This is a genomic window from Rhodococcus aetherivorans (assembly GCF_025722975.1).
GTDB classification, from domain to species: Bacteria; Actinomycetota; Actinomycetes; order Mycobacteriales; family Mycobacteriaceae; genus Rhodococcus; species Rhodococcus aetherivorans.
In genome coordinates this window covers 3,844,257-3,858,435 of the sequence record NZ_CP106982.1, presented here as the reverse complement: position 1 = coordinate 3,858,435, position 14,179 = coordinate 3,844,257, and the positions used below count along the sequence as shown (strand labels likewise).

11 protein-coding genes are annotated in these 14,179 nt (G+C 71.6%); 8 read left to right on the top strand and 3 right to left on the bottom strand.

Annotation, left to right across the window (positions count from 1 at the left end):
* The first annotated feature begins 71 nt into the window (after nucleotides 1-71).
* The 3 genes from OCS65_RS17385 to OCS65_RS17375 all read left to right on the top strand — a co-directional run bounded on the left by OCS65_RS17385 (nucleotide 72) and on the right by OCS65_RS17375 (nucleotide 3,275).
* A complete protein-coding gene (locus tag OCS65_RS17385; RefSeq protein WP_065922641.1) occupies nucleotides 72-1,730 on the top strand; it encodes an AMP-binding protein in 1,659 nt (552 codons plus the stop codon).
* Nucleotides 1,731-1,802: 72 nt separating this feature from the next.
* Complete coding sequence (gene map / locus OCS65_RS17380; RefSeq protein WP_065922640.1) at nucleotides 1,803-2,660, top strand: type I methionyl aminopeptidase; 858 nt, start codon at nucleotides 1,803-1,805, stop codon at nucleotides 2,658-2,660.
* A 48-nt stretch (nucleotides 2,661-2,708) separates the two neighbouring features.
* A complete protein-coding gene (locus OCS65_RS17375; RefSeq protein WP_029543250.1) occupies nucleotides 2,709-3,275 on the top strand; it encodes an alpha/beta fold hydrolase in 567 nt (188 codons plus the stop codon).
* Between the two features lie 66 nt (nucleotides 3,276-3,341).
* On the opposite strand, the gene mtr is transcribed toward OCS65_RS17375, so the two are convergent.
* On the bottom strand, nucleotides 3,342-4,715 hold the full coding sequence (mtr, locus tag OCS65_RS17370; protein ID WP_102800118.1) for a mycothione reductase: 1,374 nt from the start codon (nucleotides 4,713-4,715) through the stop codon (nucleotides 3,342-3,344).
* Nucleotides 4,716-4,746: 31 nt separating this feature from the next.
* Complete coding sequence (locus OCS65_RS17365) at nucleotides 4,747-5,754, bottom strand: alpha/beta hydrolase (RefSeq protein ID WP_029543255.1); 1,008 nt, start codon at nucleotides 5,752-5,754, stop codon at nucleotides 4,747-4,749.
* Nucleotides 5,755-5,988: 234 nt separating this feature from the next.
* On the opposite strand from OCS65_RS17365, the gene mqo reads away from it, so the two are divergent.
* The 5 genes from mqo (at nucleotide 5,989) to OCS65_RS17340 (ending at nucleotide 13,440) form a co-directional block, all read left to right on the top strand.
* On the top strand, nucleotides 5,989-7,518 hold the full coding sequence (gene mqo / locus OCS65_RS17360; RefSeq protein ID WP_263507324.1) for a malate dehydrogenase (quinone): 1,530 nt from the start codon (nucleotides 5,989-5,991) through the stop codon (nucleotides 7,516-7,518).
* A gap of 135 nt (nucleotides 7,519-7,653) precedes the next feature.
* Nucleotides 7,654-9,336 carry a long-chain-fatty-acid--CoA ligase gene (locus tag OCS65_RS17355; protein ID WP_029543258.1) on the top strand — a complete coding sequence of 561 codons (1,683 nt, stop codon included), beginning with the start codon at nucleotides 7,654-7,656 and terminating at the stop codon, nucleotides 9,334-9,336.
* Between the two features lie 142 nt (nucleotides 9,337-9,478).
* The gene (gene cobA, locus OCS65_RS17350; RefSeq protein ID WP_373566473.1) at nucleotides 9,479-10,735 is read left to right on the top strand and encodes a uroporphyrinogen-III C-methyltransferase; all 1,257 of its coding nucleotides are present in this window, start codon (nucleotides 9,479-9,481) and stop codon (nucleotides 10,733-10,735) included.
* A gap of 11 nt (nucleotides 10,736-10,746) precedes the next feature.
* Nucleotides 10,747-12,228: an MFS transporter gene (locus OCS65_RS17345; protein WP_006937416.1), complete on the top strand. Its 1,482-nt coding sequence runs from the start codon at nucleotides 10,747-10,749 to the stop codon at nucleotides 12,226-12,228.
* A gap of 60 nt (nucleotides 12,229-12,288) precedes the next feature.
* Nucleotides 12,289-13,440, top strand: a complete 1,152-nt coding sequence (locus OCS65_RS17340; RefSeq protein WP_168579554.1) for an FUSC family protein — start codon at nucleotides 12,289-12,291, stop codon at nucleotides 13,438-13,440.
* Here the strand turns inward: OCS65_RS17340 and yaaA are convergent.
* Nucleotides 13,411-14,154, bottom strand: coding sequence for a peroxide stress protein YaaA (gene yaaA / locus OCS65_RS17335; protein ID WP_185712709.1), 744 nt, complete (start codon nucleotides 14,152-14,154; stop codon nucleotides 13,411-13,413). The two genes, OCS65_RS17340 and yaaA, sit on opposite strands and share 30 nt — an antisense overlap.
* Nucleotides 14,155-14,179: the final 25 nt, after the last annotated feature.

Here is a 14,179-nt window from a genome sequence, read left to right as displayed (position 1 = left end):
GTGACTTGGATCATAAAGGAATCGATCCTCGGGACGTTCACCCCGGGGCGCTTCACGAGAGGACGGATTCGATGACCACCGAGACCACCGCGCGTGCGTATTCCGAGCAGGAGGCACGAGTGCGGGAACTGCTGGACCGCTACGACACCGCCGACGCGTGTGCCGCACAGCTGCTGTGCGACGGGCATCCCGCGGACGCCGTCGCGTTCACGGTGGTCGAGGCGGACCTGAGCGCGACCGATCTGACCTTCGGTTACCTGCGCGAGCAGTCCTCCCGCTTCGCCGCGGCCCTGGCCGACCTCGGCGTCGAGCCGGGCGACCACGTCGCCACCCTGATGGGCAAGTCCGCGGACCTGGTCGTGGCGCTGCTCGGCATCTGGCGCCGCGGTGCCGTGCACGTGCCGCTGTTCACCGCGTTCGCACCCCCGGCGATCGGTTTCCGGCTGCAGGCAAGCGGCGCGAAGGTGGTGGTCTCGGACGCCGACCAGGTGGGCAAGCTCGCGCCCGGCGAGGACATCCCCGCCGACGCGCCCTGGCAGATCGTCGTCGCAGGTCACACCGAGGGCGGTGCCGCCGGCATCGGAGTGAGCTTCGCCGACCTGGTGGCCTCGCACGACGCGGACGATCCGCGCGGTGCCGCGGTCGCCGTCGGCGGGCACGGCGGACTCGTGCAGCTGTTCACCTCCGGCACCACCGGCACTCCGAAGGGCGTGCCCGTGCCGGTACGGGCGCTCGCGTCGTTCCACGCCTACCTGGACTTCGGCCTCGACGTGCGTGAGGACGACGTGTTCTGGAACGCCGCCGATCCCGGCTGGGCCTACGGGCTGTACTACGCGCTGCTCGCGCCGCTGGCCGCCGGGGTGCGCAGCCTGCTGCTGCATGCCGGGTTCTCCGCCTCCCTCACCTGGCAGGTGATGGAGAAGTTCGGGGTCACCAACTTCGCGGCCGCGCCCACCGTCTACCGCAGCCTGCGAGCGGACTCGGCGCCCGTGCCGGAGTCGATCTCGCTGCGCCGCGCGTCCTCGGCCGGCGAGCCGCTCACGCCCGACGTCGTGGCGTGGTCGGAGCAGACCCTCGGCGCGGTGGTGCGCGACCACTACGGGCAGACCGAGCACGGCATGTTCGTCGTCAACGCGTGGGCCGACGGGCTGCGCGAGGAGGTGCGGCCCGGGTCGATGGGCAAGCCGCTGCCCGGTTGGTCCTGCGCCGTGCTGTCCGACGACTCCGACGAGATCGCCGCCCCCGGCGTGCCCGGGCGCGTGGCGATCGACACCCACGCCAGCCCCCTGCTGTGGTTCACGGGTTACGTGGACGCCCCGGAGAAGACCGCGCAGCGGTTCACGGAGGACGGCCGCTGGTACCTCACCGGCGACGCCGGGCAGGTCGACGAGGACGGCTTCTTCTACTTCTCGGCCCGCGACGACGACGTGATCATCATGGCGGGCTACCGGATCGGCCCGTTCGACGTCGAGAGCGTGCTGGTGATGCACGAGCACGTCGTCGAGGCCGCCGTCGTCGGCATGCCCGATCAGCTGCGCGGTGAGGTGCTCGAGGCGTTCGTGGTGCTGCGCGACGGTGTCGACGGCACCGACGAGCTCGAGGCGGAGCTGCAGCAGCTGGTCAAGCGCAAGTTCGCGGCGCACGCCTACCCGCGGACCGTGCACTTCGTGCCCCAGCTGCCGAAGACGCCCAGCGGCAAGATCCAGCGCTACATCCTGCGCCAGGGCTGAGCCCCCGGGTGGGGGGCGGTGCGGCCGCCGGGCCGCGTCGCCCCCCGCTGCGCGGGGCCTATTCTGGTGGGCATGCCTGTTCGCACCGCACTCGTCCCCGGAACCGTCTCGCCTGTCCGTGCCGTCCCCAACGGGATCGAGCGACCGGAGTACGCGTGGAAGCCGACGGCGAAGGAAGGTCACGAGCCGTGGGTGCAGACCCCGGAGACCATCGAGAAGATGCGGGTCGCCGGCCGCATCGCCGCGCAGGCACTGGCCGAGGCGGGCAAGGCCGTCTCGCCGGGCGTGACCACCGACGAGCTGGACCGCATCGCCCACGAGTACATGTGCGACCACGGCGCGTACCCGTCCACGCTGGGCTACAAGGGCTTCGCCAAGTCGTGCTGCACGTCGCTGAACGAGGTGATCTGCCACGGCATTCCGGATTCGACGGTGATCGAGGACGGGGACATCGTCAACATCGACGTCACCGCCTACATCGGGGGAGTGCACGGCGACACCAACGCCACGTTCCTGGCGGGGAACGTCTCCGAGGAGCACCGCCTGCTGGTCGAGCGGACCCGTGAGGCGACGATGCGGGCGATCAAGGCCGTCAAGCCGGGCCGGGCGCTCAACGTCGTCGGCCGGGTCATCGAGGCCTACGCGAACCGGTTCGGGTACGGGGTGGTGCGCGACTTCACCGGTCACGGCATCGGCGAGACGTTCCACAACGGGCTGGTGATCCTGCACTACGACCAGCCGTCCGTCGACACCGTGCTCGAACCGGGAATGGTGTTCACGATCGAGCCGATGATCAACCTCGGCACGGTGGACTACGAGATCTGGGACGACGGCTGGACCGTGGTCACCAAGGACCGCAAGTGGACCGCCCAGTTCGAGCACACCATCGTGGTCACCGACACGGGGGCGGAAATCCTCACGCTGCCGTGACTCGGCCGGGTGCCGGCGGCGGCGCCGTGTCGCGTACCGTGCTTCGGCATGGAACCGACTGACGTGGCGATCCCGGCCGGCACCTTCACCGTTCGCATCGACGGCCCCGAGAGCCGGCACGCGGTGCTGTTGCTGCCCGGCGCCGGGGAATCCGCCGACGTCTACGACGCGGTGTGCGAGCGGCTGCACCATTCGGATCTACGCACGTTCGTGCCCGAGACCATCGAGGGTCTCGACGTCGCGGGCGTGCACGCCCTGCTCGACGCCCTGAAGCTGCCGTGGGTGCACCTCGTCGGCAGCGGCGCCGGGGCGGAGCTGGCGTGGGCCGTCGCGTCGGGCCGGTTCGGCCGGTTCGCCAGCCTCGTCGTCGCCGACCGGGGCCATCCGGCGGTGCCGGACGCCGAGGGCGTCGTGCGGGACGCGAACGCCGCCCCCGCCGAGGTGCCCACCACCGTGCTCGTGGGCAGCGCTGCGCGGCGCGCGGAGGCCGACGCCTCGATGCGGTACGTCCTGTCGGAGTTCCGCGTCGTCGAGCTGAGCGGGGTGGGCAACATCCCGGCCGAGGCGCCGGCGGAGCTGGCCAGCGCGATCGCCCTGCGCACCGGCAGCTGGTAGCAGCGGGCGGCTTCGCCGCCGGTGTGTCCTTCGGGAGGCCGGAACCGCCCGAAGGACGCACGCGGCCTACAGACCCAGCAGCGCGTTCTCGACCAGTTCCGGCAGGGCCGGGTGGATCCAGTACTGGCCGGTGGCCGTCTCTCGCGCGGTGAGACCGAAGCTCATCGCCTGGATCAGCGGCTGGATCACCGACGACGCCTGGGCGCCCAGGATGTGCGCGCCGAGCAGCTTGCCCGTGGCGCGGTCGGCGATCACCTTGCAGAAGCCCTCGGTGTCCTCCATCGCCCAGCCGTAGGCGACGTCGCCGTAGTACTGGATCTTCACCGCGACGTCGTAGCCCTGGGCGCGGGCCTGCTCCTCGGTCAGCCCGACCGTCGCGATCTGCGGGTCGGTGAACACCGCGGACGGCACGAAACGGTGGTCCGAGCGGCGCAGCGCGGAGGTGTCCCCGCCCCACGCGTCGTGGAGCAGGTTGTGCTGCACGACCCGGCCCTCGTGGTTCGCGACGTGCTTGAGCTGGTGCGACGACGAGACGTCACCGAGCGCGAAGACCCCGCGCGCGGTGGTCCGCTGGAACTCGTCCACGACGATCCGGCCGTCCTCGTGCAGCGCGAGCCCGCCGGCGGCGGCGTCCAGTGCGTCCCCGTTGGGCGTGCGTCCCACCGCGACGAGCAGCGCGTCGCCGCTGACGGTGGTGCCGTCGGCCAGGTCCACCTCGACGCCGTCGCCGACGGCGCGGAAGGCGGTCGCGGGGTTGGACAGGTGCACGTCCCACCGGTCGGTGGCCAGACCGGTGAAGTGCTCGGCGAGGTCGTGGTCGAGGTGCCGCAGCAGCTGACCGGTGCGGGCCAGCACCGACACCCGGGTGCCGAGGGCGGAGAAGACGTGGGCGAACTCCATCGCGATGAACCCGGAGCCGAGGATCACGAGCGACTCGGGCAGCTTCGGCAGCCGCATGATGTCGTCGTTGGTGTAGTAACGCACCCCGCCGTCGAGTACCTCCTGCGGGATCACGGGCCGCGCGCCCGCCGCGACGACGACCTGGTCGGCGGTGATGATCTCCCCGGTGCCGGTGTCGAGGGCGCGCTCGCCGACGAACCGGGCGTGCCCGCGGTGGACGGTGACGTTCGCGCAGTCCTCCGTGCGGTAGCGCTCTCCGCCTGCCGCGATCGGGTCGATCCGGCCGAACACGCGGTCGACGATGTCGTTCCACCGGACCCCGTCGACCGTCGCGTCCACCCCGTACTTCGCGGCCTTGCGCACGGTCTGCGCGACCTCCGCCGCGTAGACGTACATCTTGGTGGGGATGCAGCCGACGTTGAGGCAGGTGCCGCCGAAGGTGCCCTGCTCGAGGATGGCCACCTTCTTGCCGTCGTATCGCTCGTCGACGATCGAGTTTCCGGATCCGGTGCCGATGATGGCCAGGTCGTAGTGGCTCACTGTTCTCCCGTAGTCAGGTTCGCGCGGACGGTCACAGGGTTCTGCTGTGACCGTCCAACCAGTCCAGCCACAGATCCAATTCCCGGAATGCCACCTCGAGGACCTCCGGTGTGGAGAGGAACACATCGTGGCGGGCACCGGTGATCGGGACGATCGTCGTGCGGTCGCCCAGGCACCCGGCCCAGCGGGCGATCTGCTTGACGTCGAGGACCGCGTCGGCGGTGTCCACCGCGGGGTCGTACGCCGGGGCCCAGCGCGTGTCCTTCGACCGCAGGATCAGCGACGGGACCCCGACGTCGAGGCCGCGGTGCAGCCGCGCGTGGCCGCGACGGACCGCGCGGAGCCAGCCGAACGTGACGGGGAACCCGGCCAGCGGCTTCCAGTCCAGGTCGTACTCCCACTGGCCGTTGGCGTTCCTGTGCAGGCTCATCCCGTAGGTGTCCAGGCTCTGCCCCGGGATGACGGCTCGGCTGCGGACCCGGCCGACGGTGTCGACGGCGACGGTGCCGAGGCTGCGCAGGATCGAGGGCCCCTGCAGGTCGAACCACGGGCTGTTGAGGATCAGGCCCTGGATCCCGGCGCCGCCTGTGCCGCCGGGCCGGCGGTTCAGCCGGTCGAGCCACAGCGGCAGGACCAGCCCGCCGGTGGAATGCGCCACGAGGAGGATGCCGCCGCCGACCTCGCTCCGGACGACCCGCAGCGCCTCCTCGAGCTCGGCGTCGTAGTAGGTCAGGTCGGTGACGAAGTGCGGCGTCTGCTCCGGTTGCCGGGAGCGGCCGCACTTGCGCAGGTCCAGGGCGAAGAAGCGGTACCCCTGGGCCGCGAAGTGCTCGGCGAGGTGCTGCTGGAAGAAGTAGTCGGTGAATCCGTGCACGTAGATCACGGCACGGTCCGGGGCGGACTCGCCGCCGGGGTAGACGGACGGCTGATAGCGGACGAGGGTGGCGGTGACCTCGCCCTCGCCGTCCGGATCGGGGCCGAGAGGCAGCGTGAGCTGCTCGTATCCGTCGCCGAGGATATCGGGCATCCAAGTAGTCACGATCACACTGTATTGGTCACTACGCGGACCTGTCGTGGGGGCACAATTGGGTGAAGACAAACGCCGGACAACGCGCGGGTAACCTGTTCGTCGCAGTCGGCGCGGCCGCGACGTCGCCGGGATCCGCGAGTGCAGCGAGACCCGGCCGACGAGCACGGACGTGCACGGGACACTCACGCGGAGCAGTGCGGAACGCAACGGCGCGTGCGAACAGACAAGGAAGTCGATCCTCCAGTGTCAGAGAACGTGGTAGAGGCCAAGACCGATGTAGTGCTCGTGGGTGCGGGCATCATGAGCGCGACGCTCGGCGCAATCCTGCGCCGGCTGCAGCCCGACTGGTCCATCACCGCCTTCGAGCGGCTCGACGCCGCCGCGGCGGAGAGCAGCGATCCCTGGAACAACGCAGGCACCGGTCACTCGGCGCTGTGCGAGCTGAACTACACGCCCGCCAAGCCGGGCGATGGCGTGGACATCACCAAGGCGATCAACGTCAACGAGCAGTTCCAGGTCTCGCGCCAGTTCTGGGCGTTCGCGGTGGACAACGGCATCCTCACCGATCCCAAGAACTTCATCAATCCCGTTCCGCACGTCAGCTTCGTCCACGGCGCCGACAACGTGAAGTACCTGCGTGCCCGCTACGACGCGCTGGCCGGGCACCCGCTCTTCGCCGGCATGGAGTACTCGGAGAGCCCCGAGTACTTCTCCGAGCGGTTGCCGCTGATGGCGCAGGGCCGTGACTTCTCCGAGCCCATCGCGCTGAACTGGACCCAGGACGGCACCGACGTCGACTTCGGTGCCCTCACCAAGCAGCTGCTCAACAACGTCGCCGCGTCGGGCGGCACCGTGCACTTCGGCCACGACGTGACCGACCTGGACAAGCAGTCCGACGGCAGCTGGATCGTCAAGGTCCGCAACCGCCGCACCGGCCAGGCCCGCAAGGTGCATGCCCGGTTCGTGTTCGTCGGTGCCGGCGGCGGAGCGCTGCACCTGCTGCAGAAGTCGGGTATCGCGGAGGCCAAGGGCTTCGGCGGTTTCCCCGTCTCCGGCCAGTTCCTGCGCTGCACCAACCCGGAGCTGATCGCCATGCACAGCGCGAAGGTGTACGGCAAGGCGGCCGTGGGTGCGCCACCGATGTCGGTCCCGCACCTCGACACCCGCGTGATCGGCGGCAAGCAGGGCCTGCTGTTCGGCCCGTACGCCGGCTGGTCCCCGAAGTTCCTCAAGAACGGCAAGCTCACCGACCTGCCCGGCTCGGTCAAGCCCAACAACCTGCTGTCGATGATCGGCGTCGGCCTCACCGAGATGGGTCTGACCAAGTACCTGATCGGTGAGCTGATGCAGTCGCCGCGCGACCGCATCGGCACCCTCGGCGAGTTCGTGCCGCGGGCCCGCATGGCGGACTGGGAGCTCATCACCGCCGGTCAGCGGGTGCAGGTGATCCGCCGCAAGGGTGCGGGTGGAGTGCTCGAGTTCGGCACCGCCGTGGTCAATGCCGGCGACGGCACGATCGCCGGTCTGCTCGGCGCGTCCCCCGGCGCCTCGACCGCCGTTCCGGCGATGCTCGACGTCCTCGAGCGCTGCTTCCCCGACCGGTGGACGGCGTGGCAGGACACCCTCAAGGAGATGGTGCCGTCCCTCGGGGTCAAGCTCTCGGACGACACCGCGCTGTTCGACAAGGTCTGGCGCTGGGGCACCAAGTCCCTGCAGCTCGATGTCGCCTCCGCGGTGGAGGCCACCGCCCCGGCGGAGCCGGCGACGGTCTGACCGCCCGTCCTCCGATGCGGCCTGCGAGGGTCTCGGCCGGGTCCGGCCCTCGCGGGCCGCGCCGTCCGCCGGAACGCCGTGGCGCCCGCGCCCCGGCGGGATACCCTGATCCCAGTCGCTGAGAGGGGCGGGGCTGTGGGCACCGGTATGGAACGGATCTGGCTCGACAGCTACGCCGAGGGGGTGCCGTCGGACATCGCACCCCCCGAGCACTCGCTGGTCGACATGCTGGAGGCGTCGGTCGCTCGGTTCGGGCCACGTCCGGCGCTCGAGTTCTTCGGCGCGGAACTGACCTATTCGCAACTCGGCGACCGGGTGCACCGTGCCGCGGAGGGGCTGCGACGGCTCGGCGTGCGCCCCGGCGACCGGGTGGCGCTCGTCCTGCCGAACTGTCCGGAGCACGTGATCGCGTTCTATGCGGTCCTGCGGATCGGCGGCGTGGTGGTCGAGCACAATCCGCTCTACACCGGCGAGGAGATGGCCCACCAGTTCGCGGACCACGGCGCCACGGTGGCGGTCGCCTGGGACAAGGTCTGTCCGCTGCTGCAGCGGATCGCCGGGGACACGGCCGTCGAGCACATCGTGGCGGTGAACATCACTCGTTCGATGCCGTGGTCCAAGCGGCTCGCGCTCACCCTCCCCGTCCCGAGAGCGCGCGCGTTGCGGGACGCGCTGACGGGGCCGGCGCCGGGGACGATTCCGTGGCAGCGGTTGCTGGCCGACGGACCCCTCGACCCGGAGCATCCGCGCCCCTCCGTCGGCGATCTGGCGGTCGTCCAGTACACGAGCGGCACCACCGGCACCCCGAAGGGCGCGATGCTCACGCACTCGAACCTCGGCGCCAACGCCGCGCAGGGCCGCGCCTGGGTGCCGGGGCTGGTCGACGGCGCAGAGGTCGTCTACGCGGTGCTGCCGATGTTCCACGCCTACGGGCTCACCCTGTGTGTGACCTTCGCGATGAGCATCGGCGCCCGTCTGGTGCTGTTCCCCAAGTTCGACGTGGATCTGGTGCTCGCCGCCGCGAAGAAGCACCCACCCACGTTCATGCCCGCGGTGCCGCCGATCTACGAGCGCCTCGCCCGCGCGGCCCGGGAGCGGTCGGTGGATCTGACGTCGGCGCGCTGGTCGATTTCCGGGGCGATGCCCTTGCCGACGGAGACACTGGAACTGTGGGAGGCGGTCACCGGGGGCGTGCTGGTCGAGGGGTACGGGCTGACCGAGACGTCGCCGGTCGCGGTCGGCAATCCCATCGGACTCGCCCGCCGGCCCGGTGCGGTCGGAGTTCCCTTCCCGAGCACCGAGATCCGGGTGGTCGATCCGGCCGACCCTGAGCGCGACGTCGAACCCGGGCAGCGGGGAGAGCTGCTGATCCGCGGACCGCAGGTGTTCTCCGGATACTGGAACAAGCCCGAACAGACGGCGGAGGCGCTGCTCGACGGCGGCTGGTTCCGGACCGGTGACATCGTCCAGGTCGACCGCGACGGATTCGTCACGGTCGTGGACCGGATCAAGGAACTGATCATCACCGGTGGCTTCAACGTCATGCCGTCCGAGGTCGAAGCGGCGCTGCGGCTGTTCCCGGGAGTAGTCGACGCCGCCGTGGTGGGTCTGCCGACCCCTGACGGCAGCGAGGAGGTGGTGGCGGCGGTGCTGGTCTCGGGCGACGACTTCGACCCCGAGGCGGCGCGGGAGCACTGCCGTTCGCGCCTGGCCGCCTACAAGGTCCCGCGGCGTGTGGTGGTGGTGGACGACCTGCCGCGGTCCCTGATCGGGAAGGTGCTCCGCCGGCAGGTCCGCGAGTCCCTCCTCGTCGGCTGAGTCCTTCGGACGCCGTGCGTGCCGGGCCTGCGGCGTCCCTCACGATGTTCGTACGGCGGATGGCGCCGCGATCGGCCCGGCCCGTAGTGTTTGTGCGTTCCCCGCAGCGTGATGCGCGTTGCACAGTGCCGAAAGATGGGAAGTGCCGGTGTCCAGTGCTGCCGATGACGAGACCAACTACCTGGTCGGGCTCAATTTGCGGGGCCGGCGAGTAGTGGTGGTCGGGGGCGGTACCGTCGCACAGCGACGGCTCGGTCTGCTCGTGGCCGCCGGTGCCCACGTGCACGTGATCACCCGTGCGGCGACGCCCGCGGTCGAGGGCATGGCCACCGCCGGGCAGGTCACCCTGGAACTGCGCGACTACCGTGACGGGGATCTCGACGGCGCCTGGTACGCCATCGCCTGCACCGACGAACCGGACACCAACGCCGCGATCGTCGCCGAGGCCGAACGTCACCGCATCTTCTGCGTCCGGGCCGACAACGCCCGCCGCGGCACGGCCGTCACCCCGGCCACCGCCCACTACGACGGGATGACCGTCGGTGTGCTGGCCGGCGGCGACCACCGCCGCTCCGCGGCCGTGCGCACCGCGATCCGCGAGGCCCTGCAGTCCGGTGCCGTCGTCGCCGACGCCGAGCCCGCCCGCCCCGGGGTCGCGCTGGTCGGTGGCGGCCCGGGCGATCCCGACCTGATCACGGTCCGCGGGCGGCGCCTGCTGGGTCGCGCCGACGTCGTCGTCGCCGACCGGCTGGCCCCGCCGGAACTGCTCGCCGAGCTCGGCCCGCACGTCGAGGTGATCGACGCGGCCAAGATCCCCTACGGCCGGGCGATGGCGCAGGAGGCCATCAACCAGGCGCTGATCGACGGCGCCAAGGCCGGAAAGTTCGTCGTCCGGCTCAAGGGCGGCGACCCGTACGTGTTCGGCCGCGGCTACGAGGAACTCGAGGCGTGCGTCGCCGCCGGAGTGCCCGTGACCGTCGTCCCCGGCATCACCAGCGCCATCTCGGTGCCGTCCGCGGCCGGGATCCCCGTCACCCACCGCGGCGTCACTCACGAGTTCGTCGTGGTCAGCGGCCACGTGGCGCCCGACCACCCGGATTCGCTCACCGACTGGGGTGCGCTCGCGCGCCTGCGCGGCACGCTCGTGCTGCTGATGGCGGTCGAGCGGATCGAGCAGTTCGCCGCCGCCCTGCTCGAGGGCGGCCGGCCCGCGCAGACCCCGGTCACCGTGATCCAGGAGGGCACGCTGCGCACCCAGCGGGTGCTGCGCGCCGACCTGAAGACCGTCGCCGCCCGCGTCCGGGAGGAGCAGATCCGCCCGCCGGCCATCATCGTGATCGGGCCGGTGGCCGGGTTCGACATCGGGCCGGTGGCCGGGGTCGCCCCGGGCGCTCGGTAACGTTGATCCACATGGCCGAAACCTCCTCGCCCGTGAGCTACCCCGTCACCACGCGTGCGCTGGGCCTGGCGATCATCGTCCTCAGCGGTCTGCAGTTGATGGTCGTGCTCGACGGCACGGTCGCCAATCTCGCGCTGGCGCCGCTGCAGGAGGACCTCGGTCTGAGTGACGCGGGCCGCAACTGGGTGCTCACGTCGTACGCCCTGAGCTACGGGGGGCTGATGCTCCTCGGCGGACGTCTCGGCGACGCCTTCGGCCGCAAACGCATGTTCATCGCCGGCGTCGGCCTGTTCACCGTCGCGTCGCTGCTGTGCGGCCTCGCCGTCAACGAGGGCACCCTCGTCGCGGCCCGCGCGCTGCAGGGCGTCGGCGCCGCCGTGGCCTCGCCCACGGCCCTGGCGCTGGTCGCCACCACCTTCGCGCCCGGACCGGCACGCAACCAGGCGATCGCCATCTTCGCGGCCATGACGGGCGTCGGATCGATCGCGGGGCTGATCATCGGCGGCGCCCTCACCGAGGTGTCCTGGCGCTGGATCTTCCTGATCAACGTGCCGATCGGGATGCTGATCGTGAGCCTGGCGGTGGTCGCGCTGCGCGAGACCGCGGCCGAGCGGCTGCCGCTGGACGTGCCGGGCGCGGTGCTCGCCACACTCGGCTGCACCGGTCTCGTCTTCGGGCTCACCGAGGGCCCGGAGATGGGGTGGACCAGTCCTGCGGTGGTCGGCGCGCTGATCACCGGTACCGCGCTGCTCGCGGTGTTCCTCGTCGTCGAGCGCCGCGCCGAGAACCCGCTGCTGCCGTTCGTGCTGTTCCGCAACGCGGACCGGGTCGCGACGTTCGTGTCCATCTTCTTCGCCGGTGCCGTCATGTTCAGCCTCGCCGCGTTCGTCGCCCTGTTCGTGCAGGACATCCTCGGCTATTCGCCGCTGCAGGCCGGCCTGGCGTTCGTGCCCTTCGCCTTCGGCCTGGGCGCCGCCGCGGCGGTCGCGTCGAAGCTGGCGGTGCGGGTGCGGCCCCGCTGGCTGGTCGTCACCGGGGCGCTGATCATGGCGGTCAGCCTCCTGTACGGCTCGACGATGTCGCACACCGTCGCCTACCTGCCGACGCTGTTCGTCCTGGTGCTCGTCGTCGGGTTCGGGGTGGGCCTGGCCGTGGTGCCGCTGCCGCTGTGCGCGATCGCCGGCGTCGGCTCGCACGAGATCGGCCCGCTCGCGGCGATCGCCCAGGTGGCGCAGACCCTCGGCGGCCCCATCGGCCTGGCCGTGATCGGCGCGATGGCCACGTCGCGGACCCTGTCGCTGGGCGGCACGTCCGGCGCCGTCGCCGACATGGATCCCGGCCAGCTCTACGCGCTGGGGGAGGGCTACCTCTTTGCCCTCGTCGGCTGTGCGGTGTGCGCCGTGATCGCGGGTGCCGCGGCGCTGTTCATCCGCTTCACCCCCGAGCAGGTGGCGCAGGCCCAGGTGGCGGAGAAGGCGGCGCAGGGCGCGTAGCCCCGTACCGGCCCTGCCGCCGAGGTGTGCCCGGCCCCAGCGGCGGGGTAGCCGACGGACATGTTGTCGACCATCACCGAGTGGATGCGGTTCCCGGCGACGTGGACCGCACGCGCGGTACGCGTGCGCGGGCACGAGCGGTACGTCGCCGCGCAGGCGCTGAAGTCGGCCCTCGCGGCGGTCCTCGCGTGGCTCGTCGCCGCCGAGTGGCTGACGCTGCCGCAGGCCTTCCTCGCCCCCTACGTCGCGGTGTTCCTCGTCGAGACCACGGTGTTCAGGTCCCTCCGGCAGGCGGTGGTGCAGATCGGAACGGTCGTCGCCGGCGTGCTGCTCGCGGCAACGGCGGAATGGCTGGTGCCGGGGCAGACGGCGGCGATCGGCGTCGTGGTGCTCGTCGGCTGGTTCGTCGGCCGCTGGCGGCGGTTCGGTTCGAACGGGATCTGGGTGGCGATCACCGCGTTGCTGGTGATCGCGACGGGCGCCGCCGGCAGCCCCGTGATGCTGGGGGAGCGGCTGCTCGAGACGGCGATCGGGGCAGCGTGCGGACTCGTGGTGACCGCGGTGCTGTTCCCGCCGGTCTACCCGGTCGGGGACGAACTCGGGGTACTCGCCCGTGAGGCCCGATCCCTGCTGTGTGACATGGCCGCCGGGCTGGGCGACGAGGCGGGTCCGGGGCCCGGGGGCTGGGTGCGTCGCACGGGGGAGATCGACCGGATGATGGACCGCGCGGCGGAGTCGTCGCAGTGGGCACGAGAGAGTGTGCGGCTCAATCCGCGCCCGATCGCGGCCCGGGTCCGGGATCAGGCCTCGGCCTCCGACGACGTCCTCGACCGGCTGTGGTACGCCGTGCCGGCGCTCCGCGAACTCGCCCGCGTGGCGGAGGCGGCGTCGGACGGCGTTCTCGACGGGGCGGACGACGCGGCGCGCTGCTCGGTGCCTGCTCTCCTGACAGCCCTGGCCGAGCTCGTGGACCGGATCGGGGACACCGCTGCCGACCCCGTCCGATTCGCCGAACCCGTCCGATTCGACGACGCCTGCGGCGAGTGCGCCGACCGGCTGGCCGAACTGCAGCGATCGGCCGCCGGGTCCGCCGATCCTCGGGTGGCGGCCGTGCTCGGTAGCTTCTGGCACCCGGCGCACCGGTTCCTCACCGCGGTGCAGGACACCCGGCGCGTGCCGCAGTCAGGTCAGGATCACCAGTTCGGTGGCTGACGCCACCTCGACCCGCAGGCCCGCCCGGGCCGCGACGCGGGCGGCACCGTCGACGTCGGCCGGCTCCGCGCGGGTCAGTACGAGCGCGCGGGCCAGCAGGCCCTTGTGGTGCTTGTTGAAGTGACTGACCACCTTGCGGCTCCCGTCGGGCTGCTCGGTGAGCACGGTCGCGGTGACCGCGCCGGGGACGGGCCCGAGCTCCCGGTACACCCCCGACCGCAGGTCCACCACGAGCTGCCCGGCGGCCTCGGCGGCCAGGGCGCCGCTCAGCTCCGGCCGCCACAGCGACGCGAGGGTCCCGACGCCGGGCAGCTTCGATCCGCCCGACAGGCGATAGGCCGGGATGGGATCGCCCGCGCGCACCGCGCCGAACAGGGCCGATCCGATCGCGAGTCGCCGGTGGGCCTTCTCCCGCTGCGCCCGGGTGAACGAGCCGGCGTCGAGGGCGTCGAACAGCACCCCGGTGTAGCGCGCGAGAGCCGGCCGGGTGGGCGAGACCCACAGCTTGGCGTTGCGTTCGATCTCGTCCGCCTGCGTGGGACCCAGGCCCAGGGCGAGGCTCGACGCCTCCGGATCCGCGGCCAGGTCGACGAGCGCCTGCACCAGCTCCTCGCGGGTCGCGGTCAGTTGCGGCATCGACAGCTCGCCCAGGTCGAGGGGCGCACCGTCGCCGCCGTCGGACTTGGTTTCGGAGGGAGGCAGAAGCACCAGCACAAGCGGTAACCGTACCGAGGTCGGT

Coding starts and splice junctions, on each gene's coding strand:
- OCS65_RS17385 (WP_065922641.1), top strand. CDS start 72: ATGACCACCGAGACCACCGCGCGTGCGTATTCCGAGCAGGAGGCACGA.
- map (WP_065922640.1), top strand. CDS start 1,803: ATGCCTGTTCGCACCGCACTCGTCCCCGGAACCGTCTCGCCTGTCCGT.
- OCS65_RS17375 (WP_029543250.1), top strand. CDS start 2,709: ATGGAACCGACTGACGTGGCGATCCCGGCCGGCACCTTCACCGTTCGC.
- OCS65_RS17345 (WP_006937416.1), top strand. CDS start 10,747: ATGGCCGAAACCTCCTCGCCCGTGAGCTACCCCGTCACCACGCGTGCG.
- OCS65_RS17340 (WP_168579554.1), top strand. CDS start 12,289: ATGTTGTCGACCATCACCGAGTGGATGCGGTTCCCGGCGACGTGGACC.